The sequence below is a fragment of the Nocardia yunnanensis genome, assembly GCF_003626895.1.
Taxonomy (GTDB): Bacteria; Actinomycetota; Actinomycetes; order Mycobacteriales; family Mycobacteriaceae; genus Nocardia; species Nocardia yunnanensis.
Window position 1 is genome coordinate 7881918 of record NZ_CP032568.1, and the last position, 22347, is coordinate 7904264.

Consider the following 22347-nt stretch of genomic DNA (forward strand, 5'->3'; position numbering starts at 1 on the left):
AGTGTGTCGATATATCAACCGCGAGAAAAGACTTGGCTTTCCCCATACGCGGGAGAGGTTGTCAGTGTTCCACCCATGAGCGTCCGCAGTTCCACATGTGGGAACTAAACGGTCTCTGACGCATTCTCATTCGACTGTTCGAAGAGCGTTGCGTAGATGTGCTCCTTAGAAAGGAGGTGATCCAGCCGCACCTTCCGGTACGGCTACCTTGTTACGACTTCGTCCCAATCGCCAATCCCACCTTCGACGGCTCCCTCCCACAAGGGGTTAGGCCACCGGCTTCGGGTGTTACCGACTTTCATGACGTGACGGGCGGTGTGTACAAGGCCCGGGAACGTATTCACCGCAGCGTTGCTGATCTGCGATTACTAGCGACTCCAACTTCACGGGGTCGAGTTGCAGACCCCGATCCGAACTGAGACCGGCTTTAAGGGATTCGCTCCACCTCACGGTATCGCAGCCCTCTGTACCGGCCATTGTAGCATGTGTGAAGCCCTGGACATAAGGGGCATGATGACTTGACGTCGTCCCCACCTTCCTCCGAGTTGACCCCGGCAGTCTCTCACGAGTCCCCGCCATTACGCGCTGGCAACATAAGATAAGGGTTGCGCTCGTTGCGGGACTTAACCCAACATCTCACGACACGAGCTGACGACAGCCATGCACCACCTGTACACCGACCACAAGGGGGGCTGCATCTCTGCAGCTTTCCGGTGTATGTCAAACCCAGGTAAGGTTCTTCGCGTTGCATCGAATTAATCCACATGCTCCGCCGCTTGTGCGGGCCCCCGTCAATTCCTTTGAGTTTTAGCCTTGCGGCCGTACTCCCCAGGCGGGGTACTTAATGCGTTAGCTACGGCACGGATCCCGTGGAAGGAAACCCACACCTAGTACCCACCGTTTACGGCGTGGACTACCAGGGTATCTAATCCTGTTCGCTACCCACGCTTTCGCTTCTCAGCGTCAGTTACTTCCCAGAGACCCGCCTTCGCCACCGGTGTTCCTCCTGATATCTGCGCATTTCACCGCTACACCAGGAATTCCAGTCTCCCCTGAAGTACTCTAGTCTGCCCGTATCGACTGCAGGCCCGCGGTTGAGCCGCGAGGTTTCACAATCGACGTGACAGACCGCCTACAAGCTCTTTACGCCCAGTAATTCCGGACAACGCTCGCACCCTACGTATTACCGCGGCTGCTGGCACGTAGTTAGCCGGTGCTTCTTCTACAGGTACCGTCACTTGCGCTTCGTCCCTGTCGAAAGAGGTTTACAACCCGAAGGCCGTCATCCCTCACGCGGCGTCGCTGCATCAGGCTTTCGCCCATTGTGCAATATTCCCCACTGCTGCCTCCCGTAGGAGTCTGGGCCGTGTCTCAGTCCCAGTGTGGCCGGTCGCCCTCTCAGGCCGGCTACCCGTCGTCGCCTTGGTGAGCCGTTACCTCACCAACAAGCTGATAGGCCGCGGGCCCATCTCGCACCAGTAAACCTTTCCAACAACCCCCATGCGAAGGCTGCTCATATCCGGTATTAGACCCAGTTTCCCAGGCTTATCCCAGAGTGCGAGGCAGATCACCCACGTGTTACTCACCCGTTCGCCGCTCGTGTACCCCGAAGGGCCTTACCGCTCGACTTGCATGTGTTAAGCACGCCGCCAGCGTTCGTCCTGAGCCAGGATCAAACTCTCCGTTGAAGACTCTCAAGCCCTTGGTACTCAGCGGTTTTGGTCGACAGCTGATCTACCAGGGGCTTCACCATTCACGGAGCCGACACGCCACACCAATCACCCACTACCACAACGGATCTCACTGGAGATGAAAAGGGCTCAGTGAAGGTGATTTTCCATGGATGCGTTGACTTTTCTGCGCGGCGACCACGAAAGCGTGCTCGGCATACTGGAATCCCTCGAACGCGGCGGCGGCTGGGGCGGCCGGCAGCAGGGCGCCTACGCCGATCTGGTGACCAGTCTCATCATCGCCGAATCGCAGCACGAGGCGATCGAGGAGCAGTACTTCTGGCCGGAGGTGCGCCGTAGCGTGCCCGGCGGCGACAAGCTCGCGGATCTGGCCATCGAACAGGAGGATTCGGCCAAGAAGCTGCTCGACCAGCTCGAACACCAGTCCGCGGGCACCGACCTGTACGACGCGCTACTGGCGCAGATCATTCCGGCCGCTCGCGCCCATATCGCCTTCGAACAGAACGAGGTGTGGCCGCAACTGGCCGCCTCGGTGCCGCCGGAGGTGCTCGAGGAACTCGGCGACAAGATGGCCAAGGCCAAGAAGCTCGCCCCGACCCGCCCGCACCCGCAAACCCCGTCGACGCCCGGGGCTTTGAAGACGACGGGCATGTTCGCCGCCGTCGTCGACCGCATCCGGGACGCGGCCACCGGCCGGGCCCGGCACAAGCCGCCGACCCCGCCCGCACCCTGAGTTCGATCCGGCCGGTGGATCGGCCGGGAGTGGGTAAGCGGACGGCATGGAGCAGAGCCGAGCGGAAGGGGAGTAGCGGTGCAGATCGTGGACAAGGCCCTGGAGGAAGTCACCGGGCTGGTGGGCAAGGTGGTCGGCAAGGCGCCGATCTCGGACAACGGGCAGACCCTCACCGTCGCCGCACCGCCGGACCGGGTGGCCGAATTCTGGCGGGACCCGCACAACCTGAGCCGGGTGCTCGGTGACTTCGGCGCGGTCAGCGTGACCGGACCGGACCGGTATCGGTGGACGCTGAACGCGCCGGGCGGACAGACCCTGACCTGGGAATCGACCCTCGAGGACACCGCGCACGGCCTGCGCTTCCGCGGCGTGCCCCAGGGCGACGGCGCCGCGGGCGCCAGCTGGATCCGCGTGGACTTCGGCACCGCGCCCCAGCAGCTGGGCACCGAGGTGCGCCTGCACGCCAGGCTGCCGTTGCCCGGATTGCTCACCGGCGCAGCCGCTTTCACCGTCCTGTACCGGGCGCGGGCGCTGCTGCAGACCGGTGAACTGCCCACCCTGCACCACAATCCGAGTGCTCGCACCGGTGACCGCTGACTACGAGAGGAACGACCATGCGCGCGCTCTGCTGGAACGGCGTCAACGATCTCCGCGTCGAGACCGTGGACGATCCACAACTGGTCAACCCGCACGATGTGATCGTGCGGGTCGGCCTGACCACCACCTGCGGGTCGGATCTGCACTTCATCGATGGATATCTGCCCGGCATGCGCGCCGGTGACGTGATCGGGCACGAGTTCATGGGCGAGATCGTGGAGACCGGCACGGCGGTGACCGCCCGTAGAACCGGTGAGCGCGTGGTGGTTCCGTCGTTCATCGGCTGCGGCAGCTGCTGGTACTGCGACCACGACCTGTACTCGCTGTGCGACACCACCAACCCGAATGCCGAACTGCAGCAACCGGTTCTGGGTTATCCGAGCGGCGGCATCTACGGCTACACCCATCCGTTCGGCGGCTACCAGGGCTCGCACGCCCAATACATTCGCGTGCCCTTCGGCGACGTCAACTGCTTCCCCATCCCCGACGGCGTCACCGACGAGCAGGCCGTGTTCCTGTCCGACGCGGTGCCCACCGGGCTCATGGGCGCGGACCTCTGCGATATCGCCCCGGGCGACACGGTCGCGGTGTGGGGCAGCGGTGGGGTAGGCCTGATGGCCGGGCATACCGCCCGGCTGCTGGGCGCGGAACGCGTCATCATGATCGACCGCTACGGTGATCGACTCGACTTGGCGCACAAGCAGTTCGGCGCCGACATCGTCGACTACACCGAGGTCGACAGCGTGCAGGAGACCCTGCGCGAGCTCACCGGCGGCCGCGGCCCCGACGCCTGCATCGACGCGGTCGGCATGGAAGGTCACGGCACCGGGCTGCAACAGGCCTACGATCGCGTCAAACAGCTGCTGCGGCTCGAGACCGACCGGGCCACCGCGCTGCGCGAGGCGATCCTGGCCTGCCGCAAGGGCGGTGTGGTGTCGGTGCTGGGAATCTACGGTCTCACCGACAAATTCCCGATGGGTGTGCTCACCAACAAGGGCATCACCCTGCGCACCTCCCAGCAGCACGGCCAGCGCTACGTCCCGCGCATGCTCGACTACATCCAGCAGGGGGATCTGGACCCGTCCTACCTGATCACCCACGACCTGCCGCTGGAAGACGCCGCCCGCGGCTACGACCTGTTCAAGAACAAGAGCGACGGTTGCCTGCGGGCGGTCTTCCGACCGTGACAGCGGTTCAGGCGGCGCGGCGGTCGGGTTCGCTGCGGTAGCGGGAGCGGTCGCCGTCGATGCGGAGCGCCTTCCACAGCCGGCGGGTGACCGGGTTCATCAGGCCCAATTCGTCGGCGAGGGAACGCATGTCGCCGAAATACCCCGAGAGGGTCTTCGCGCCCTGCGGGGAGCGCCAGAACGCTTCCTTGATCACCTCGCGCGGGATGTCGAAGCGGCGGGCGAATTCCGGTGGGGGAGCCATGATCTCACCGGCCAGCCACCGCATGGCGAGCGGGAACGCGATGCCGCAGACCTGGCGGTAGACGAAGTTCATCGCCGGAATGTGCTCTTTGAGGAACTCGTTGGCGAAGGAGATGTGGCGGGCCTCCTCGGCGATGTGAATCTCCATGCAGCGCACCACCGCCGGCGGCAGCTGCGCGCCATTGCGGATGACCGCCTTCTGGTAGTGGTCGATCGGCTCCTCGCCGCCGAGGATGCCGATGAACAGGATCGCCCACGCGTAGCCGCCGGCCACGCCGATGAACGGGGACAGCGCCCGGAACACCGGTCGCATCCCCGGCACGTCCACGCCGATGCGGTTCACCAGCTCCTGGAACATCTGAATGTGGTTGCACTCCTCGGTCATCTCGTGGAGGCAGTAGCGGAACTCCGGCGACCCGTTGGGCAGCTTCATGATGTACTGCATCATCCCGCGGATGAGGACGCTCTCGAAGGCGGCGCCGACCTTGATGGCATTGGCGATACGCCATTTCCCGATCTCGATCTGCCGCTCCAGCGGCAGCTCCCGATACCATCGGGTCGCGCCCAGCGGATCGATCTCCGGGGCCAGCACCCAGCGCACGTCGTGCGGGTCGACCGCGAATTCCGGTGCGTCCCAGGCGATATCCAGATAGGGATCGAACCGGCGCTCCACCGATCCCTCCGACAGCGTGTGCAGCACGTCCGCGTAGTCCCGTGCCGCCGAACCGGTGCCCGACATCGTCGTCAGAGCCATGATTGCCTCCTCGTCTGTGCGCCGCCCCGCCCAGGAGGCCCGTCGAGCGAGCCCGCTCCTGTGCGGTGCGACACACTCCAAGGTAAGTGCTAACTACGGTTACATACAACCCCAAAAGGGGGTGTGTTTCGAAGATCGACCGCGCTGAATTCCCTCACGACGGGCCGTCCTACCTATAGGCGACACGAAACTCGGCGTCCCGAAAGGCGAAAGGAAGCCCGTCATGTCCGTTCAGCAGCGACTCCAGCGAGCCCGCCACCTGCATCGGAAACTCGTGCAGGCGCATCGAGACCAGTCCGGCGATCGTGTGGTCCAGCACCATCGGCGCGTGGTTCAGGAGGCGTGGCGGGGCGCACGCTGACCGTGCGCAGCCGGGCCGGTGAAGGTCCAGGTGACCATCGCCATGGTGGCGGGCATGATGAGCGCGCTGCCCACCCGCATTACCGCCCGGGCGGCGATGAGCTGACCGGGGTCCCCGGCGTAGGCGGCCCAGATCGACGCGGCCGCGAAGATCAGCAACCCGGCGGCCAGCACGCCGCGATGCCCGAACCGGTCCTCGAGCGCGCCGGCGGTGAACATGAGAGCGGCGAAGACCAGCGTGTAGGACCCCGAAGCCCATTGCAGCTGAGCGGGATTCGCCCCAGCCCGCGCACCGGGTCGGCGAGCGTCTCGAGCGCGGTGGCGGGGATGGTGTTGTCGATCCAGATCAACAGTGACGACAGGAGAAGGACGGCGAGAATGCGGTCTCATCGAGCGCCGCGCCCATCCCACGGACCGGCGCACCCATCAGATCTTCGTCACCGCGCAGGGGCGGGCGGTGTACAAGCGTGCGCATGCCGCGGTCGGGCGGCGGGAAGCCGAACTGGAGGCGGCCTACACCCCGCAGCAGCGGGCGGTGGTTCGCGAGTGGTTGAGCGGAGTTTCCGCGGCCTGCCACTGATCGCACGCGGAATTCGCGTCGAATGGCAAGTGTGTTTCCACGGCGTGGGAAATGTGGGCGGTAAAGGATCGGCGTGATTCGAACCCTTCGGGGGGAGGCGGGCGGCGACTTACGGTTCCGGGCACCAACTCCCGTGAGGAACGTGCCGATGAGTTTCCTGAGTCAACCCCTATGCGGCGATTGGCTGTTTTTCGGGCTCGTGCCGGGTGGGGTTGTAGGCGATTTTGGTGCGCCAGCAGGCCCAGATGATGCGCATCCAGGCGCGGCCGAGGGTGGTCGATGCGTCCGTGACTACGAACGACTGCCCGAACACCACGAAGCCATGGTCACCTGGTCGATGATCATCCTCATGTCCCGCCGCCTCGCCCGCCAACGGAAATGATCAGTTGGCGGACAGGCACTCAGACCGATGTTGTTGTTGACCGCTGATGGCGCAGGACCGATGATCGCGTTCTTCAGCGGGTCACCGCCGAGGGTAATCAGCTTCCCGACTTGGTCACCGGTTACGGTCTTGACGGTCAGGTCACCGATCGGGGCGCTGTATCCAAGACCGCGCGTGACGGCCTCGTAGGCGTACTTCTTCTGATTGTATGCGTCTTGCGCGACCTTCCCGGTATCGGTGGTGTGGGCGCTGATCTCATCGCGCAGACCGGCGTCGACCAAGCCCTGCAGGCGACCGGCGTCGACAAGATGACCTCGAGCGTGCGCGTCGTTGGGGTCTTGCCCGTAGTTGATCTCCTGCTGCAGGGAGGCTTCGATCGCGGCGGCGTTGAACTTCTGTCCCGCAACGTCGTTGGTGTCCATGAAGGAGAAGATGTTCTTCGAGCCCGTGAAGGTGTTGTTGCCCGAGGGATCGGTCCAGCTTCGGCCGTTGGCATCGGTAACCTTGAAGCCATCGTTGGTTGGATGGGTCGGATTGGTCAGGTCATCGATGTACGGCGTCATGCTGGTCGAAAGTGTTTGGACCAGCTTCGGATTCAGGTCGCCGACGGTCTTGTGATCGGTTTCGGGGATGTCGTACAGGTGCCACTTGTCGTTGCCGCCTGCGATGTGGCTCGGCGCATCGTCGCTGGAGACGAACTCCGCGAACGAGCTCATGATCGTGGCTTGACGATGCGCGTCGACCGAGCCAGGCTCGTTGTTGCCGAACGAGAACAGCTTTGACGCGCCGTCTCCGCCGTCGGTCCACTGATGGGTGAGCACGTCCTTGTAGAACTGCTCGTTGGGTTTTCCGCTGGCGTCGATCACGAGACTTTGGACGGCGGCCTTGTCGTCGCCGACAGCGTTGAACATCCCCTCGGTCAAAGCCGCTCGCGGATCCTGGCCCACCCCGTCAACGGTGAAGCTGGTCAGCTTGTTTTCTGGCTTCTGCTCGAGGCTGACCTGCGCGTCGAGGTACTTCGCACCCACGTTGAGGACCTGCTTGTCCAGGTCGCTGCCCGCGCGGTAACGGGGATCGGATCCACCAGCGATCTTCGCGATGATCTGGTTGTCCTTGACGCCGTTGAGTTTGACCTCTCCGGTGGTCACGTTGGATAGACCGCCGGCGGTGTTCCAGCCGAAGTCGACCAGATCCGGCCTGGTCAGCGACTGCTCGATCTTCTTCGGCAGCAGGTTCTGGCCGCCATGGTCGGGGATGCTCGGGTCGCCCTTGATCGCCGTAGTGACGGTTGGCGTCGAGACCAGCTGGAGTGAATTCTCAAGGGCCTTTTGAGCATTCGGAGGAAGCTTGTCCAGGATCGCTTGGATCTCCGCGGGGCTCTTATCGTCCAGCGATCGGGATAGTTGGTTGAGGTAGTCCATCTGCGATACCGGGATGTTCACGGTGTCGCCATTGTGCAGAGCGGTGAGCTGATCGTCGGTCAGAGTGCCGGCGTCGATGAGGCGCTGGAGCTCCGCATCGGTCATATGCGAAGGATCGGTGACCAGGTGCTTGCCGTCGTTCTTCCCCTGTTCACCACCGAGCGAGGCTCCGGAGGTGAATGCCACCGACAGGGAGCTGCGGGTGAGCTGAAGCGCGTCGTAGACGGCCAGGTCGGCCGCCACGACCGCGTTGTAGGCCGCGGTCAGGTCCTTGTTCATTTGGGCCAGTGCATGCACGTCCCCCGAGCCGATCACCGCCAGCATCGGGGTCACCGACCAGCCCTTGTTGTGGCATTCGTCCAGCAGTCCGCGGGCCTTACGCAATGGTTCGCTGATCAGCGACGCGCCGGTGCGGGCTTGCGCTGCCATGCCATTGAGCTTGTCGACCAGCGCTTGGACGGTCTTCAGGTCTCCCGACGCCCGGTTGTGGGCGGCGTCGGCGGCCTGGCCCTCCCAGTACTGGCCATTCACCTTGGAGACGTCGTCGACGTACTTCTGGTAGACGCCTTCGAGACCGGTGCCGATCTGTTCCCACTCGGCGGCGTACTGCTCCAGGATTTGCGGGTTGACCTTGCGCAACCAGGCGAGAAGCATGACCTATTTCCCCGACCCCACTGTCCAGTCGCCGGTCGCGCCGTTGTACGCCTGGACGAACTTGTCGTAGTTGCTGTCGTCCATGTTCTTGAACTGGGTCGCGCATTCGGTCATGACCGTGCCGGTCTCATCCAATCGCTGCTTGGCGGTAGCGACCAGCGCGCCGTACACGAGCTCCTCGGTGATCGAGCCCGCACCGACCTCGGACTGCAGCTTCAGCCCCTGAGCGTTCGGGTCCGGCGCGTCCTTCGGCTTGATACTGGCGACTTCCTGCGCGAGCCCGTGCAGCGTCGTCGCCAACTTGCCAAGGGTCTCAAGATCGACCGCGAGACTCATTACAACCCCCAAACCCTATGCCTGCGAACAGAACTCTGGCGATGCCCTGGAGGCACCCCACATCCGTCGAAGACCCGTCCAGTCTGTGCTTGCGCAAACTATATAGCAGCCGTCAGGCTGAACCCCCTACACGATCGTGACCGCAACACCGGCAGGGGGATTCATGAGCGACACCAGCCATCCACTGATCAGCGGCGCAATGAACCTCTCCGCTGAGGATGCCGAACTGTTCGAGATAGCCCTGAGAACCTACATTTCCACTGCCACGGCATCCGACGGATCGATCTCCGTCCAAGTCAGCGCCGATGGGACCGTTCATCGGTGGCAGGTGACGGAGACCGCGCGCCGCATCGATGCTGACCAACTCGTGGGCACCGTGATCGAATTGATCGGGCGCGCACGCAACGAGGCTCGCGACAAGGTTCACGTGGGTTTCGGTCTACGAGTGCCGGACGAAATCCCAACAAGTGTCGGCATCATCGAGGACAAATCTCCCTCCACAGCCGCAGCCTCGCCGACCGTCACAACCGATGACAACGATTGGGATGACGACGAGGACTACTACCATCGCGGCAAGTCACGCATTCGCGCTGACTGATAATCCGGGCGGTCGACCTCAAGGAACCGTCGCGCCGCTGACATCACAACCAGCTCAGGGGCCGATCATCGGCATCGCCGCTATCGCGGACTTCAGCGAGGTGATCACCGGCGCGCCAGCCACACCACTTACCGCGATCGCTGGGACAGCAGCGATTGCCGACCCGGCCAGCATTCCAATCTAACCATCTATCCCAGCACCAGGAAGGGCACCTGCGCCCACCGTCGGGCAGAAGGGTGCTCCACGTTCCTCATGCCCTCGCACAAGCTGCCCGTCTCGTTGCCAATTGGCTGATCGGGGCGGCACTTCAGCACGAATCATGGTGCGCTGAACTATAATTCGTGTCGAGTTTCACATTCTCGATCGGGGAGGGGACGCGCGTTGTCGCGGATCGATGCACCACCGGCTTTGGTCGACCGTATTGATGAGATGTCCTTGTTGGTGGGTTGCGTCGATCGTGCCGTGCGGGCGGGCGAGGGCGCGGTAGTGGTGCTGCGGGGCGAGGCCGGCGTCGGTAAGAGCACGCTGCTGACGACCTTCATCGAGCGCGCTGTCGAACAGCACGCGGGGACGGGGCTGTTGGCCGGATACGGGCAGGCGATGTTGAACTCGCTGGCCTCGGACTCGTTTCAACCCGTGCGGGAGTGTCTACGGTCGTTAACGGCCTCTGCGCAGCGATCGGGCTCGCGATCGGCTTTGGAGCGGATGGTGCTGTCATTCCGCACGAACGCCCCCGACTGGATCGAGTCGGTGCCGGTGGTCGGCCAGTTGCTCGCGGCCGGGGTACGCACGGGGCAGACATTCATGGAGTCCGGCCGGGACGCACTGGAAATGGACAGCCGGATGGATCAACTAGTGCCGTGTCAGGCAACGTTCGTTAGGTAATCGGGTCGGCGGATCTTGGATCCGACGGCGAAGTCTCGGACGGGGCCGGCGTGTTGGTTGCGCCAGCGGACGTAGGTGCCGATCGCGTCGTCCTCCGAAGATCCTCGACCTACCCGACACCGTCTGGATCAACCCACCGACCCACAACCCCACCACCAGCGAGGAGCCCTCCACCACAGCCGCTTAACACCGACTGGTCTCATACGGCTTGAAAAATTCCGGATCGACCCAGGACGCATGGGCGACATCTATTCGGTGCTCACCGCGACGGTAGGTGCGGCGGGTATCGCGCCAGCCCTGATCAAGTCGTTGACGACCTGGCTGACAATGTTCCGGTCCGATATCAACCTCACGATCGAACGAAACGGCACGAAGCTCGACATCGACGCGAAGCGAGTGAAGTCGGCCGAGGTGCTGCGCGAACTGCGCGAACTGCTGGAGGAGCCGGACTCGCGGCAATGATGTCATTAGCGTTGAGCCTCAACGGTTCTCGCGCTCCTTGTCGAGATGATTGGGAGATCACCAGTGAGCCTTTTTCATCCTCGTGCGGCGTGAATCTCGTGGTCCTGCAGAACGTGGATGGCCTTGGCCAGTGATCCGGCTCTGTGCGGGCAGCGCGCAGTTTCTGCAGCACCTTCCAGCTCTTCAGCTGCGCGTTCGCGCGCTCGCCGCGGCCTCGTAGTTGCGCATGCGCGCGGTTGGCGACCTTCTGCGATTCGGGCTTGCTGCGGCCCTTGTACGGAGTGAGCAGACCATCGACGCCTTGATAACCCTTGTCCGCCAACACGATCAGCCCGCACCGGGTGAGCTCGCGCACGATCTGCCAGATCCAGGCGGCCTTGCTGTCGTGCACGCTGCCGGGCAACGCGCCCGACACCCACACGATGTCCCCGTCGGGCGTGGCGATGACCTGCACGTTCATCCCGTGACGGCGATGCTTACCCGAGTAGTAGGGCCGGTCGGCGGCCACCCGATCGATCGAGATCAGCGTGCCGTCCAGGACCAGGTACGCATACCCATCTGCTTTCGCCTGCCGCAGTGCCGACCGCAGCTTCGGTGCCCGAGCCGCCAGCAACTCGATGGTCTCGGTGACGTAGCGCCACGCGGTCGTGGTCGAGATGTCGAACCCGGCACCGAGATCAGCGTAGGTCTCGGCTTTGCGCAGGTGGGCCAACACGAGCAGGGCTTGACGGCTCGGATCGAGCTTGCGCCAGGCCGAACCGATCGCGCGACGATGCCGGCGAATCATGCCGGCGACGAATCCGAGGGTCCGACGTGACAACGGCAGCATGGAACGGTAGAACAACACGGAAGCCCCTGGTCGTACGGTGATCTCAGCAATCCCGATCTACCAGGGGCTTCGCCTATCGGCCACTCGACACGCCACACCAAACACCAACTGCCACAACATCATCCATCACGGATGAAAAAGGCTCAGTGGGTCAGGAAGCGTCGGTGTCGGGTGAGTTGGTGAAGGTGGTTTTCCGGCTGCCGCAGGATGAGGACGGATGGCCTCCTGCCGGGACCGAGAGCATGTGGGCGAACCGGCGCGACGGTGATTGCGTTGAGCTGAACAACATCCCGTTCTTCGCTCGCGGGTTCTCCTCGGGGGATGTTGTGCGGGTCGCCGCTGACGACGAGGGTGTGTTGTGGGTCGAGGAGGCCGTGAAATGGTCCGGCAACTGCACGATTCGCATCGTTCCGATCGGTGGCGGTGGTGAGGTTGCGGCGAGACAGGCGGTGTTGGATGCGTTCGCGCCGTTGGGGGTTGAAGGCGAGGGTCTGGCCCGGTTCAATCTGGTCGCCCTGCATGTGCCGGCCGGCGCCGACCTTCACGCGGTGAAACGGCTGGTGATTCTGGGCGAAGAGGACGGTCGGTGGCATTACGAGGAAGGTTGCATCACCGACGAGTGGCGTGCAGCGACTGGGCGATAGTGCAGGTGAACAACCTGATCGTGTAGCGGTTGCAGCGGCTCGAGCCGGGGCAAATCATTGCGGCACTGTCGCTGTGGTGGCGCACGGCTTATGGTCGGAGTGGGGACCCGGTCGGTGTGGAGGCGCGATGGTGTCGTGGCGCGAGGAGCTCTCCCGGCGCGAAGCCGCAGCTGGTGATCAGGTGGCGCAGCTTCGGGAGCAGATCGCGAAGTTGACCGAGGAGTTGACCGAGGCCGAGCAACTGCTATCGCGGTTGACGATCACGCGGGAAACGATGGCTGAAATCCTCACCGAGGCCGACGAATCGACGGGGTCCGATGGCCCTGACGACCCTGCCGAGAATACGAATTCCGAACAGTCACAGATGGTTTCAGGTTCCCGTTCGCCGGTCGGACTGATGCTGGTGCCGCAGCGGGAGCCCGGGATGGACGCAGCGGCGGTGCTGCCGGAGGACTACTGCGACATTCTGGTCGTGTTCGCCGAAGCCGGCCACGGATTGCGGGCCGGGCAGGTGGCCGCCGAGGTGGGCATCGCCACCACCGATCGGTCGAAGGTGGAGGGTTTGCGCTCGAAGTTGAAGCGTTTGGTGGCGCGGGGCTGGCTCGACCAGGAGCCCTCCGGGGTGTTCACGATCACCAATAACGCTGGTGTAGTGGGTGATTGACGGTCTACAACGTGCTCAATCAGCGGTTTCGCCGCTGACGGGCCGGTGACAGCTCCTGTGAGGCGGGACCTGGTGGTAGCAACAGGAATTACCACAAACCATGCACCCACCAGGTTCCACCATGTCGTTCTACTCTGCAAACCCCTGCGTTGGCACCCCACTGCCGGAAACCGGTTGTCCCTGCGCGGCCTGCCGCTTCGGGCACGGCACCATCCATCCGGTGCGGACCCGTCACTACAGTTCCGACACCACCGACGCCCAATGGGCGGTGCTCGCACCGCTGCTGCCGTGGCCGGTCTGGCTCGACGGCGTCGGCGGCCGCCCCGAGGAATACTGTCGCCGCGCCGTGATCGACGCCATCTTCTATCTGGCCGACAACGGCGCCAAGTGGCGCAACCTCCCGTGCGATTTCCTGGCGCACCATTTACGGCCTGTTCTCGCGCTGGTGGTCCGGTGGTGAGATCGTCGCCGTCCACAACGATCTGCGCGACAGACTGCGCGTCGCGGCTGGCCGTGACTTCGATCCGACCGCGGCGATCATCGATTCCCAAACCGTGCGCGCCGCCGAAACCGTCTCCACCGCCACCCGCGGCTGGGACGCGGCGAAGAAGATGAACGGGCGCAAACGGCACATCATCGTCGACACGCTCGGGCTGCTGTTGGTCGTGCACGTCACCGCCGCCAATGTCCAGGACCGCGATGGTGCCCGCGCCGCCCTGACCCGGCTGCGCGAGTTGTTCACCGCGATCATGCTGGTCTGGGCCGACGGCGCCTACAGCGGCCACCTCGTCGCTTGGGCACACCAGAAACTGGCGCTCACTCTCGAGATCGTCCGCCGCACCGAACCGCTGACCAGCTTCGTCGTGCTACCGCGCCGCTGGCTCGTGGAACGCTCACTGGCATGGATCTGCCTGCGCCGCAGATGTATTCGCGACTACGAACGACTTCCCGAACATCACGAAGCCTGGGTGACCTGGTCGATGGTGATGCTCATGTCGCGCCGCCTCGCCCGCACCCAACCACGGAAATGAGCAGTTTGTTCACAGGCACTAAGGCCTGGTCCGCTTTACGAGCTGGAGTTGCTCGTAGGGGCGTAGGGGTTGCATGGGGCGCAGGGACCGGTAGGTGTATCGATCGATGGTGCCGCTGAGTGGATTTCGGATGAGGATCGAGTCATCCTCGGCCTCGGCTTTGGTGAGTTCGGCGGTGAACAGGCGGGTGAAGATCCGCGGTTGTTGAGCGTGGCAGGCGTTGAAGATGTCGTCGAGTCGTTCCTGCGGGACGAGTCCTGGTCCCATGACTCGCAGCATGTGCACCGCGCGCGCAGCGACGGCCTGCCAGTTGACGATGTTGTCTCGGGCAGGTTTGGTCATGATCCACTCAACCACGTTGGTGGGGCGGAATTTTTCAAGCCGTATGAGACCAGTCGGTGTTAAGCGGCTGTGGTGGAGGGCTCCTCGCTGGTGGTGGGGTTGTGGGTCGGTGGGTTGATCCAGACGGTGTCGGGTAGGTCGAGGATCTTCGGGGATCGCTCCCATCACCCGCATCCTCAACGCCTCCTGCTGCCCCGGGGAAAGCCTGCGCATGTCCACCCGAAGATCATCACCCACAACCGAAACATCAAGCAGCGCAACCGATTCGTTTCAGATCAATACCTACCGGCCGTGGTTCGGAACGAATGCTCCACGGCCACGAGTTCGTCCTTCACAGCAGCTTTGAGGCGGCGACTCATCGCTAAGTGCCTGTGAACAAACTGCTCACGTTGGCTCTGTAATGCCCTGATCAGGGGAATCTTTTGGGGCACTGTTGTTGTGGGTGGTCGGCGGCTTATGGTCGGAGCGGGGCAGAGTCGACGTGGAGGCGGTGATGGTGCCCTGGCGCGAAGAGCTGGCCCGGCGCGAGACCGCGGCGGCCGAGCGGGTCGAGGGGCTGCGGCAGCAGATCGCGGAGTTGACCGAGCAGTTGGCCGTCGCTGAACAGGTGTTGTCCCGGCTGGCGATCACGCGGGAAACGATGGCCGAGATCCTCACCGATGCCGAGGAGCCAGCACCGATTGCGAATTCCCGGTCACCGATCGGGGCGATGCTGGTTCCGCAACGAGAGTCCGGGATGGATGCGGCGACGGTGCTGCCGGAGGACTACGGCGAGATCATGGCGGTGCTGGCCGAGGCCGACCACGGATTGCGGGCCGGGCAGGTCGCGGTCGAGCTCGGAATCCCCACGATCGACCGGTCGAAGGTGGAAGGGCTGCGGTCGAAGCTGAAACGTCTGGTCGCGCGCGGCTGGCTGGATCAGGAGCCCGCAGGGGTGTTCACGATCACCAATGGCGCTGTCGTAGTGGGTGATTGACACCATTCCTGCGGAAAATGCAGGAGTTTCCCTCGTGCTCGACGGGGTGGTGGTTCTGCGAGGCGGGACCTGGTGGTGCACTCGGAATTACCACATCCCCTTGGCCCCACAAGGTCCCGCCATGTTGTTCTACTCTGCAAACACCATCACTGGCACGCAGCTCAGCGAAAAGCCTTGCCCCTGTGTGGCATGCAGGTTCGGGCACGGCACCCGCCATCCGGCCCGCGTTCGCCACTACAGCTCCGACACCACCGACGCTCAATGGCAGGTTCTCACCGCGCTCTTGCCGTGGCCTGGCTGGCTCGACGGCCTCGGCGGGCGCCCCGAAGAATACTGTCGTCGCAGCGTGATCGATGCGATCTTCTATCTCGCTGATAACGGTGCCAAGTGGCGTAATCTGCCTGCGGATTTTCCGCCCTGGCGCACAATCTACGGCCTGTTCTCGCGGTGGTGGATCGGCGGTGAGGTCGTCGCGGTCCACAACGACCTGCGCGACGCACTACGCGTCGCCGCCGGCCGCGACTTCGATCCGACCGCGGCGATCATCGACTCCCAGACCTTGCGGGCCGCCGAAACCGTCAGCGCCGCAACCAGAGGCTGGGACGCGGCCAAGAAGATGAACGGACGCAAGCGCCACATTGTCGTCGACAGCCTGGGTCTGCTGCTGGTCTGCTACGTCACCGCCGCCAGCGTCCAGGACCGCGACGGCGCCGCCACCGCCCTGACCCGCCTGCGCGAGTTGTTCCACGCGATCGTCTTGGTCTGGGCCGACGGCGCCTACAGCGGAAGCCTGGCCTGCTGGGCACGCGAGAAGCTCCACCTCACACTGGAAATCGTCCGCCGCCCGGACGCTCAGACCGGCTTCGTCGTGCTTCCGAAGCGCTGGCTGGTGGAGCGCTCGCTGGCCTGGATCTGCTTGCGCCGCAGATGCATTCGCGACTACGAACGGCTCCCCGAACACCATGAAGCCTGGGTCATTTGGTCGATGGTCATGCTGATGTCTCGCCGCCTCGCCCGCACCCAACCGCGGAAATGAGCAGTTTGTTCACAGGCACTAAGTGCCCGTTAGCTAACTGCTCATTTCCGTTGTCTGGCCAGGCGGCGTGACATGAGCAGGATCATGGCCCAGGTGACCATGGCTTCGTGGTGTTCGGGTAGCCGTTCGTAATCACGGACGCATCTGCGGCGCAGGCAGATCCAGGCCAGGGTTCTCTCCACGACCCAGCGTCGGGGAATCACGACGAACCCGGAGACATGGTCGCTGCGTCTGACGATCTGAATGGTCAGGGCCAGAACGGATTTCGCCCAATCGACCAGCACGCCCGCGTAAGCGCCGTCGGCCCAGACGAGGCTGACGGTATCGAAAAGGTCCCGCAGCCGCGCCAGCGCGGGCCGGGCGCCGTCGCGGTCCTGTGTGTTCGCGCCGGTGACCAGCACGACCAGCAGCAACCCCAGGCAGTCGACGATCACGTGCCGCTTGCGCCCGGCGACCTTCTTCCCGGCGTCGAAACCTCGGGTAGCAGCACCGACGGTTTCGGCGGCGCGGATCGATTGCGAGTCGATGACCGCCGCACTCGGATCGAAATCACGTCCGGCAGCATTGCGGCAGGCCTCGCGCAGATCAGCGTGGATCGCGGTGACGTCCCCGCCAGCCCACCAGCGGGTGAACGCGTCGTAGACGGTGTGCCAGGGTGGAAAATCCGCTGGTAGGTTGCGCCATTTGCAGCCGTTGTCGGCGAGATAGAAGATCGCGTCGACGATCTGGCGGCGGCAGTATTCTTCCGGCCGGCCGCCGGCGCCGTCGAGCCAGACCGGCCACGGCATCAACGCGGCCAGGACCGCCCATTGGGCGTCGGAAGTGTCGGAGGTGTAGTGGCGGACGCGGGCCGGACGGCTGGTGCCGTGCCCGAACCGACAGGCCACGCAGGCACACATGTTTTCGCTGACGGGCGTGCCAACGGTGGTGGTTGCAGAGTAGAACGACATGGCGGGATCTCGTGGGGTGCAGGTGGCTTCGACAACCCTTGTGCTACCACCAGATCCCGCCTCGCTGACACCCTGTCACCACCAGACCTGCCGAGAAACTGCTGCTCGAGCGCAGTAGTGGGCGTCAATCACCCGCAACGCCAGCATCATTCGGTGATCGTGAACACCCCCGAGGGCTGCTGGTCCAGCCAGCCCCGCGCCACCAACCGCTTCAACTTCGAGCGCAACGCCTCCACCTTCGACCGTTCAACCGTCGGTATCCCCAGCTCGGCGGCGACCTGCCCGGCCCGCAACCCGTGACCGGCCTCGGCGAGCACCGCCACAATGTCGACGTAGTCCTCCGGCAACACCTGCGCAGCGTCCATCCCGGGTGCCCGCTGCGGCACCAGCATCACCCCAATCGGCGATTTGGAAGCCGAAACAGACTGCAACGCAGAGCTGTTCGGGCTCTCCTCCGGATCCTTGGACACCTCGGGCTCCTCAGCCTCGACGAGGATCTCGGCCATCGTCTCCCGGGTGATCGCCAGCCTCGACAACAACGCCTCGGCCGCCCCGAGTTGCTCGGTCAACTCCTCGATCTGCCCCCGCAACTGTTGCACCTGCTCGGCGGCCGCGGCCTCACGTCGGCCAAGCTCCTCGCGCCACCCCACCATCGCCGCCTCCACGCCGACCGAGCCCCCGCACCGACGATAGGCCGCCGACCACCACAACAACAGTGCCCCACAGATTTCGGCAGCTCAGAACACCCGGACCACTATGCGATCAGTTGGATAACACGCACTAAGAAGGAAGCAACATGGGGGCACCCTTGGACAGCAACAAACCCGATCAGACTGAGGGGAACGCATCGGAGCTGATCGTTGCGCCCGAAGTGGGTTCGGCTGACCCGGATCCGACGGAGCTCATAGATGTCGGGGCAAGCCCGGACGCGGATCAGCTTGTTACCGAAGTGATTCCGCTGCCCAAGGCTGATTCCTTCCGCTCTGGTGAATCGTCCGAGGGCGGCGGCGGTGAGAATGCCTCTGAGTGCCTGTCCGGGATCTGATCGATTTGGGAACAGACCGTGTGGGAGGTTGCCGGAAGTGGCCTGACGAGGCGGAACCTCCTGGTAGCAACAGGATTACCAGATCCACTGTTGCCCAGAAGGTTCCGTACGGAACCTTCTGGGCAACAGTGGATCTGGTAATCCTGTTGCTACCAGGAGGTTCCGCCTCGTCAGGCCACTTCCGGCAACCTCCCACACGGTCTGTTCCCAAATCGATCAGATCCCGGACAGGCACTGAATCCGCCGAACTTCGACCAGCAGTCGTACAACGTCCTCGCCAACACCGACGTACCGGCCAACCTGCGTCAGGAATACCCCGATCTGTTCGACGGCAGCGGCAGTCTCAAGCCATGGCATGATCTGCAGACGATGCCCGACAACGGGAAGGGCGACCCCCTGAACGATCTGACCACGGTATTCAATCGGCTCGGTCTGCAAGACGGGCACAGTTCCGCGATGAGAGACGGGTACAGCGATGTCACTGGTGACCACCGAGGGAACGACGATCAGAAGCCGCGTAATGGCAAATAACTGGATCGGCCCGCTCATCGCAGCTGCGGGGCTTGTCGTTCTTGTCGGCTGTAGCAGCACAACCAACTCCAGCCCTACCGAGGCGAAGCCCGCAGGCGTCGATCAGGACTACCAGACGCTCAGCTGCGTCGCGGTACCGGAAGATCTCCGCTGGGAGTACTCGTACCTCTACGATGCGCGCGGTCAGCTCAAGCCCTTGAGCGAGATCAAGACCATGCCGGTCGACCAGGTCCGCGGCGAGGACCCCCTCAACGACGTCACCGCGCTGTACAAGGCCCTGGAGTCTCGATACGGCCACCGGCCAGCCTGCGGTGAGACGTATCCGAAAGGTACTTCCGGCCAGCTGAATATCAACGTTCTCAACCACAAAGCGTTGAGCTGCACTGACATTCCCGCAGATCTTAAGCAGAAGTACCCAAGCCTTTTCGATACCGACGGCCGCCTGAAGAGCTGGAAGACGATCGCATCGATGCCAGCGAACTCTGCGGGTGATGACCCGGGCGAGGACGTAACGTCCCTGTACAACCAGGTCGTGAGTCGACTCGGCCATCCGGTTTCCTGTCCTCAGAACTGAATCGACGACGATCCTGCTTATGTCCACCGGGTTTGGTGCCTGGGAGGTTTGAATCGGCGGGGTGGCACGTACAGCATCTACAACAACGTGACCCGCCGTGAGCGCCCGATGTCCACTTCAGAGCCGTTGTATCGAGCGCTATCTATGGACTGTTCCGTTTGACGAGCTGGAGTTGCTCATAGGGGCGTAGGGGTTGCATGGGGCGCAGGGACCGGTAGGTGTATCGATCGATGGTGCCGCTGACTGGGTTTCGTATGAGGATCGAGTCGTCTTCGGCCTCGGCTTTGGTGAGTTCGGGACTGCCCCGGCTTCGGTTGACTCTTGACCTGAAGAGACTGACTGGTCTCTTCTGTGAGAGGATCGTCCGCCGTGCCCAAGCCCTACCCCGAAGAATTCCGCCGCGACGTCGTCGCCGTGGCCCGCAAGGGCCAGGCACCGCTGAAACAGGTCGCGAAAGATTTCGGGATCTCGGAAAGCTGCCTGGCCAACTGGCTCCGCAAGGCCGACATCGAGGACGGAAACCGGCCCGGAATCACTCGCGCCGACTCCGAAGAACTGCGTGAACTGCGCAAACGAAACAAGCTGCTGGAGCAGGAGAACGAGATCCTGCGCCGCGCCGCGGCGTTCTTCGCCCGCGAACTGCCCCCAAAATGACCTACCCGCTGGTCCTCGACCTTGCCGCCGACAATATCCCCGTCGCGGTGACCTGCCGGGTGCTGGGATTCTCCAAGCAAGCGTTCTATCGATGGCGCAAAGATCCCGTGTCGCAACGTGACTGGGACGACGCCCAGCTGATCAACGCCGCCTTGGACGTGCACGCCGACGACCCCGAGTTCGGATACCGATTCATCGCCGACGAGCTCGCCGACCTCGGCCACGACGCCGGGGAGAACCGGGTGGCGCGGCTGTGCTCGCTGCAGGGCATCTTCAGCTGCTTCGCCAAGAAACCCGGCCTCACCCACCGGCCGGGCCCGCCGGTGCACGACGACCTCGTCGCCCGGGATTTCACCGCACAGCGGCCCAACCAGCTCTGGTTGACCGACATTTCCGAGCACCGCACCGCTTGGAGGCAAGCTCTACATCTGCGCGGTCAAGGACGTGTGGTCCAACCGGATCGTCGGCTACAGCATCGACGAACGAATGACCGCGTCGCTGGCGGTGGCGGCGCTACGCAACGCCATCGCCCTGCGATCACCGGCCGACACGATCGTCCATTCCGACCGCGGCAGCCAATTTCGCTCCAGGAAATTCTGCAAACTATTGTCCAACAACGGTTTACGCGGCTCCATGGGGCGGGTAGCCGCATGCGCAGACAACGCCGCCATGGAATCATGGTTCGCGCTGCTGCAACGTAACGTACTCGACAGAAAACGTTGGGCCACAAGAGAAGAACTCCGTTTGGCCATGGTCGTCTGGATCGAACGCACCTACCACCGACGCCGCCGCCAACGGGGCCTCGCACGCCTGACCCCGATCGAGTATGAGACCCTGAACCAGGCCCCACTCGCGGCCTGAAACCACCACTACCCGCGAGTCAACTGATCTCGGGGCAGTCCCTCGAGCCGTTCTTGAGGGACGAGTCCTGGTCCCATGACTCGCAACATGTGCACCGTGCGTGCGGCGACGGCCTGCCAGTTGACGATGTTGTCTCGGGCAGGTTTGGTCATGATCCACTCGACCACGTTGGTGGGGCGTGATCCAGGTTCAGCCGGCACGAGGCAGGGCGTGAGTTCTCGCGCTGCACTGTTGGCGGCCAGGACGTCCATGTCGGGAAAGCCGAGATAGTAGGCGGGGCTTGCGATCATCTCGAGATGGTCCAGGTCGTCATCGCTGATGACCGGCGGCAGCGTGTTCACTTGGAGTGTGTCCATCCCGTTGAGGACCAGTGACGTTATCTTGCGTAGCGTCCAGTCCGGTAGGTCCAGGGCCCGGCACCAAACCGTGAGGCTCTCGGTGCTCGGCTTGCGTAGCCCCGCTTCCCATTTCCGTAGCGATGATAGGGTCGTCAGCGCTGCGACGGCGACCTCCTCCTGCGTCAGGCCCAATGCCTCGCGCCGGCGACGTAGATACACCCCGACTTCCGGTCGGTCGTAGCCCCACGAGGATCTTCCGGATCTGCGACGTGGCGCGGCGGGCGCAAGCGGTCTCAGGGTAGTGCGGGACAACGACCTATGGTCCGGATCGGGAAGGGACGGTGCGGCGATTTGCACGGCGAGCCTCTCTGACAACCTCACGCGCGCCCAACGCACCCCGGGCACGGGCTGATCAGATCAATCGGATCAAGCGACGCCCCCCGGTTGGCGAATTCACGGCAACGCAATTCAAACTTCGCAGAAAGAACTAATACTCGAGTTATTGATCTGAAACTAAATGGTTGAGGCGTAGGTGGTGTGTGGGGCTTGGAAGTAGCCGCGGACATGGCCGGGGAGCTTCTGGATGCGGCTGAAGAACTTTCGGACCGAGCGGTGGAGTTGGTCGCGGCTTATGAAGATGTGTTCTTGGTCGAACATCCTTTTACCAGGACTCTGCGCTCTTACATTGCCCAGCAACCACTTTCAGCGAGTCCACCGGTCACCCAGCACGCCCAGCCGCTACCCGGAAAGGCTCACTGTCTTGGAGCGGTATTCGGTTATCGACATCGAGCCAGAGTCGGTAGCCGACAGCGAAATTGAGACTCGCTCGACTCGTTCGACCGACGAGTGAAGACCCGACTCCGTGTCATTCAGACCGACGACGCGTGCCGGAACCGCCAGACGGGACAACGGCCAGCGATCGCCCGCGAGTCGTCCACTTCGGCCGTACCCGCGAAGCCGTGCCGATATCGCCGGCCCCGGCGGCAATA

26 protein-coding genes, 1 rRNA gene and 3 pseudogenes are annotated in these 22347 nt (G+C 63.6%); 16 read left to right on the forward strand and 14 right to left on the reverse strand.

Annotated features, from left to right (window positions below):
- Positions 1 to 169 precede the first annotated feature (169 nt).
- Positions 170 to 1688, reverse strand: a 16S ribosomal RNA gene (locus D7D52_RS37180).
- Between the two features lie 151 nt (positions 1689 to 1839).
- Between D7D52_RS37180 and D7D52_RS37185 the strand changes: the two genes are divergently transcribed.
- From D7D52_RS37185 to D7D52_RS37195, 3 genes are all read left to right on the forward strand, one after another.
- A complete protein-coding gene (locus tag D7D52_RS37185) occupies positions 1840 to 2424 on the forward strand; it encodes a hemerythrin domain-containing protein (RefSeq protein WP_120743612.1) in 585 nt (194 codons plus the stop codon).
- Between the two features lie 78 nt (positions 2425 to 2502).
- Positions 2503 to 3021 (forward strand): SRPBCC family protein, encoded by a 519-nt coding sequence (locus D7D52_RS37190; RefSeq protein WP_120743613.1) that lies wholly within the window; start codon positions 2503 to 2505, stop codon positions 3019 to 3021.
- Positions 3022 to 3038: 17 nt separating this feature from the next.
- Complete coding sequence (locus D7D52_RS37195; RefSeq protein WP_120743614.1) at positions 3039 to 4208, forward strand: zinc-dependent alcohol dehydrogenase; 1170 nt, start codon at positions 3039 to 3041, stop codon at positions 4206 to 4208.
- Positions 4209 to 4215: 7 nt separating this feature from the next.
- Here the strand turns inward: D7D52_RS37195 and D7D52_RS37200 are convergent, their stop codons facing one another.
- The 3 genes from D7D52_RS37200 to D7D52_RS37205 form a co-directional block, all read right to left on the reverse strand.
- Positions 4216 to 5205 (reverse strand): AurF N-oxygenase family protein, encoded by a 990-nt coding sequence (locus D7D52_RS37200; protein ID WP_120743615.1) that lies wholly within the window; start codon positions 5203 to 5205, stop codon positions 4216 to 4218.
- 169 nt (positions 5206 to 5374) lie between these two features.
- Positions 5375 to 5527: a hypothetical protein gene (locus tag D7D52_RS38450; protein ID WP_162958858.1), complete on the reverse strand. Its 153-nt coding sequence runs from the start codon at positions 5525 to 5527 to the stop codon at positions 5375 to 5377.
- Between the two features lie 11 nt (positions 5528 to 5538).
- Entirely contained in the window at positions 5539 to 5955 is a 417-nt protein-coding gene (locus tag D7D52_RS37205) for an MFS transporter (protein ID WP_222932757.1), read from the reverse strand.
- On the opposite strand from D7D52_RS37205, the gene D7D52_RS37210 reads away from it, so the two are divergent.
- Positions 5918 to 6145 (forward strand): MarR family winged helix-turn-helix transcriptional regulator, encoded by a 228-nt coding sequence (locus tag D7D52_RS37210; RefSeq protein WP_120743616.1) that lies wholly within the window; start codon positions 5918 to 5920, stop codon positions 6143 to 6145. The genes D7D52_RS37205 and D7D52_RS37210 overlap by 38 nt on opposite strands.
- A 169-nt stretch (positions 6146 to 6314) precedes the next feature.
- Here the strand turns inward: D7D52_RS37210 and D7D52_RS38455 are convergent, their stop codons facing one another.
- Genes D7D52_RS38455 through D7D52_RS37225 form a run of 3 tightly spaced genes read right to left on the reverse strand, consistent with a single transcriptional unit; the run spans position 6315 to position 8938 of the window.
- Positions 6315 to 6461, reverse strand: coding sequence for a hypothetical protein (locus D7D52_RS38455; RefSeq protein WP_162958859.1), 147 nt, complete (start codon positions 6459 to 6461; stop codon positions 6315 to 6317).
- Entirely contained in the window at positions 6437 to 8602 is a 2166-nt protein-coding gene (locus D7D52_RS38460) for a WXG100 family type VII secretion target (RefSeq protein WP_162958860.1), read from the reverse strand. Before D7D52_RS38460 ends, D7D52_RS38455 begins: the two co-directional genes overlap by 25 nt.
- A gap of 3 nt (positions 8603 to 8605) precedes the next feature.
- Positions 8606 to 8938 (reverse strand): hypothetical protein, encoded by a 333-nt coding sequence (locus D7D52_RS37225; RefSeq protein WP_120743617.1) that lies wholly within the window; start codon positions 8936 to 8938, stop codon positions 8606 to 8608.
- Between the two features lie 163 nt (positions 8939 to 9101).
- On the opposite strand from D7D52_RS37225, the gene D7D52_RS37230 reads away from it, so the two are divergent.
- The 3 genes from D7D52_RS37230 to D7D52_RS40240 all read left to right on the forward strand — a co-directional run bounded on the left by D7D52_RS37230 (position 9102) and on the right by D7D52_RS40240 (position 10883).
- Entirely contained in the window at positions 9102 to 9536 is a 435-nt protein-coding gene (locus tag D7D52_RS37230; RefSeq protein WP_120743618.1) for a hypothetical protein, read from the forward strand.
- Positions 9537 to 9917: 381 nt separating this feature from the next.
- Positions 9918 to 10421: an AAA family ATPase gene (locus D7D52_RS37235; RefSeq protein ID WP_162958861.1), complete on the forward strand. Its 504-nt coding sequence runs from the start codon at positions 9918 to 9920 to the stop codon at positions 10419 to 10421.
- Positions 10422 to 10658: 237 nt separating this feature from the next.
- On the forward strand, positions 10659 to 10883 hold the full coding sequence (locus tag D7D52_RS40240; protein WP_120743620.1) for an effector-associated constant component EACC1: 225 nt from the start codon (positions 10659 to 10661) through the stop codon (positions 10881 to 10883).
- Between the two features lie 74 nt (positions 10884 to 10957).
- Here D7D52_RS40240 and D7D52_RS37250 read toward each other — a convergent pair.
- Positions 10958 to 11730, reverse strand: a pseudogene (locus tag D7D52_RS37250) (transposase family protein).
- A gap of 146 nt (positions 11731 to 11876) precedes the next feature.
- Here D7D52_RS37250 and D7D52_RS37255 point away from each other — a divergent pair.
- The 4 genes from D7D52_RS37255 (at position 11877) to D7D52_RS37265 (ending at position 14051) form a co-directional block, all read left to right on the forward strand.
- The gene (locus tag D7D52_RS37255; protein ID WP_246023549.1) at positions 11877 to 12356 is read left to right on the forward strand and encodes a DUF4265 domain-containing protein; all 480 of its coding nucleotides are present in this window, start codon (positions 11877 to 11879) and stop codon (positions 12354 to 12356) included.
- A 127-nt stretch (positions 12357 to 12483) separates the two neighbouring features.
- A complete protein-coding gene (locus tag D7D52_RS37260) occupies positions 12484 to 13020 on the forward strand; it encodes a helix-turn-helix domain-containing protein (protein WP_120743621.1) in 537 nt (178 codons plus the stop codon).
- Positions 13021 to 13240: 220 nt separating this feature from the next.
- Positions 13241 to 13480, forward strand: coding sequence for a transposase (locus D7D52_RS39730; RefSeq protein ID WP_246023550.1), 240 nt, complete (start codon positions 13241 to 13243; stop codon positions 13478 to 13480).
- A 1-nt stretch (position 13481) separates the two neighbouring features.
- Positions 13482 to 14051: a transposase gene (locus tag D7D52_RS37265; RefSeq protein WP_246024107.1), complete on the forward strand. Its 570-nt coding sequence runs from the start codon at positions 13482 to 13484 to the stop codon at positions 14049 to 14051.
- Between the two features lie 18 nt (positions 14052 to 14069).
- Here the strand turns inward: D7D52_RS37265 and D7D52_RS37270 are convergent, their stop codons facing one another.
- Positions 14070 to 14393, reverse strand: a complete 324-nt coding sequence (locus D7D52_RS37270) for a hypothetical protein (RefSeq protein WP_120743622.1) — start codon at positions 14391 to 14393, stop codon at positions 14070 to 14072.
- A gap of 493 nt (positions 14394 to 14886) precedes the next feature.
- On the opposite strand from D7D52_RS37270, the gene D7D52_RS37275 reads away from it, so the two are divergent.
- Together D7D52_RS37275 and D7D52_RS37280 are read left to right on the forward strand one after the other, a co-directional pair.
- Entirely contained in the window at positions 14887 to 15369 is a 483-nt protein-coding gene (locus tag D7D52_RS37275) for a helix-turn-helix domain-containing protein (protein ID WP_162958862.1), read from the forward strand.
- A gap of 121 nt (positions 15370 to 15490) precedes the next feature.
- On the forward strand, positions 15491 to 16405 hold the full coding sequence (locus D7D52_RS37280; RefSeq protein WP_246023551.1) for an IS5 family transposase: 915 nt from the start codon (positions 15491 to 15493) through the stop codon (positions 16403 to 16405).
- A gap of 41 nt (positions 16406 to 16446) precedes the next feature.
- Here the strand turns inward: D7D52_RS37280 and D7D52_RS37285 are convergent, their stop codons facing one another.
- Together D7D52_RS37285 and D7D52_RS37290 are read right to left on the reverse strand one after the other, a co-directional pair.
- Positions 16447 to 17292, reverse strand: coding sequence for an IS5 family transposase (locus D7D52_RS37285; protein ID WP_246023552.1), 846 nt, complete (start codon positions 17290 to 17292; stop codon positions 16447 to 16449).
- Positions 17293 to 17501: 209 nt separating this feature from the next.
- The gene (locus D7D52_RS37290) at positions 17502 to 18020 is read right to left on the reverse strand and encodes a helix-turn-helix domain-containing protein (protein ID WP_120743625.1); all 519 of its coding nucleotides are present in this window, start codon (positions 18018 to 18020) and stop codon (positions 17502 to 17504) included.
- 143 nt (positions 18021 to 18163) lie between these two features.
- Between D7D52_RS37290 and D7D52_RS37295 the strand changes: the two genes are divergently transcribed.
- Complete coding sequence (locus D7D52_RS37295; protein ID WP_162958863.1) at positions 18164 to 18400, forward strand: hypothetical protein; 237 nt, start codon at positions 18164 to 18166, stop codon at positions 18398 to 18400.
- Positions 18401 to 18616: 216 nt separating this feature from the next.
- Here D7D52_RS37295 and D7D52_RS37300 read toward each other — a convergent pair whose 3' ends face one another.
- Positions 18617 to 18838, reverse strand: a complete 222-nt coding sequence (locus D7D52_RS37300) for a hypothetical protein (RefSeq protein WP_162958864.1) — start codon at positions 18836 to 18838, stop codon at positions 18617 to 18619.
- Between the two features lie 46 nt (positions 18839 to 18884).
- Between D7D52_RS37300 and D7D52_RS37305 the strand changes: the two genes are divergently transcribed.
- Together D7D52_RS37305 and D7D52_RS37310 are read left to right on the forward strand one after the other, a co-directional pair.
- On the forward strand, positions 18885 to 19505 hold the full coding sequence (locus D7D52_RS37305) for a hypothetical protein (RefSeq protein WP_162958865.1): 621 nt from the start codon (positions 18885 to 18887) through the stop codon (positions 19503 to 19505).
- A 369-nt stretch (positions 19506 to 19874) separates the two neighbouring features.
- Positions 19875 to 21020 (forward strand): annotated as a pseudogene (locus D7D52_RS37310) (IS3 family transposase).
- Positions 21021 to 21028: 8 nt separating this feature from the next.
- On the opposite strand, the gene D7D52_RS39735 reads toward D7D52_RS37310, so the two are convergent.
- Positions 21029 to 21361, reverse strand: coding sequence for an MmyB family transcriptional regulator (locus tag D7D52_RS39735; protein ID WP_246023553.1), 333 nt, complete (start codon positions 21359 to 21361; stop codon positions 21029 to 21031).
- Between the two features lie 66 nt (positions 21362 to 21427).
- Positions 21428 to 21763, reverse strand: a pseudogene (locus D7D52_RS40540) (helix-turn-helix domain-containing protein); the annotation flags it as partial.
- Between the last annotated feature and the right edge of the window lie 584 nt (positions 21764 to 22347).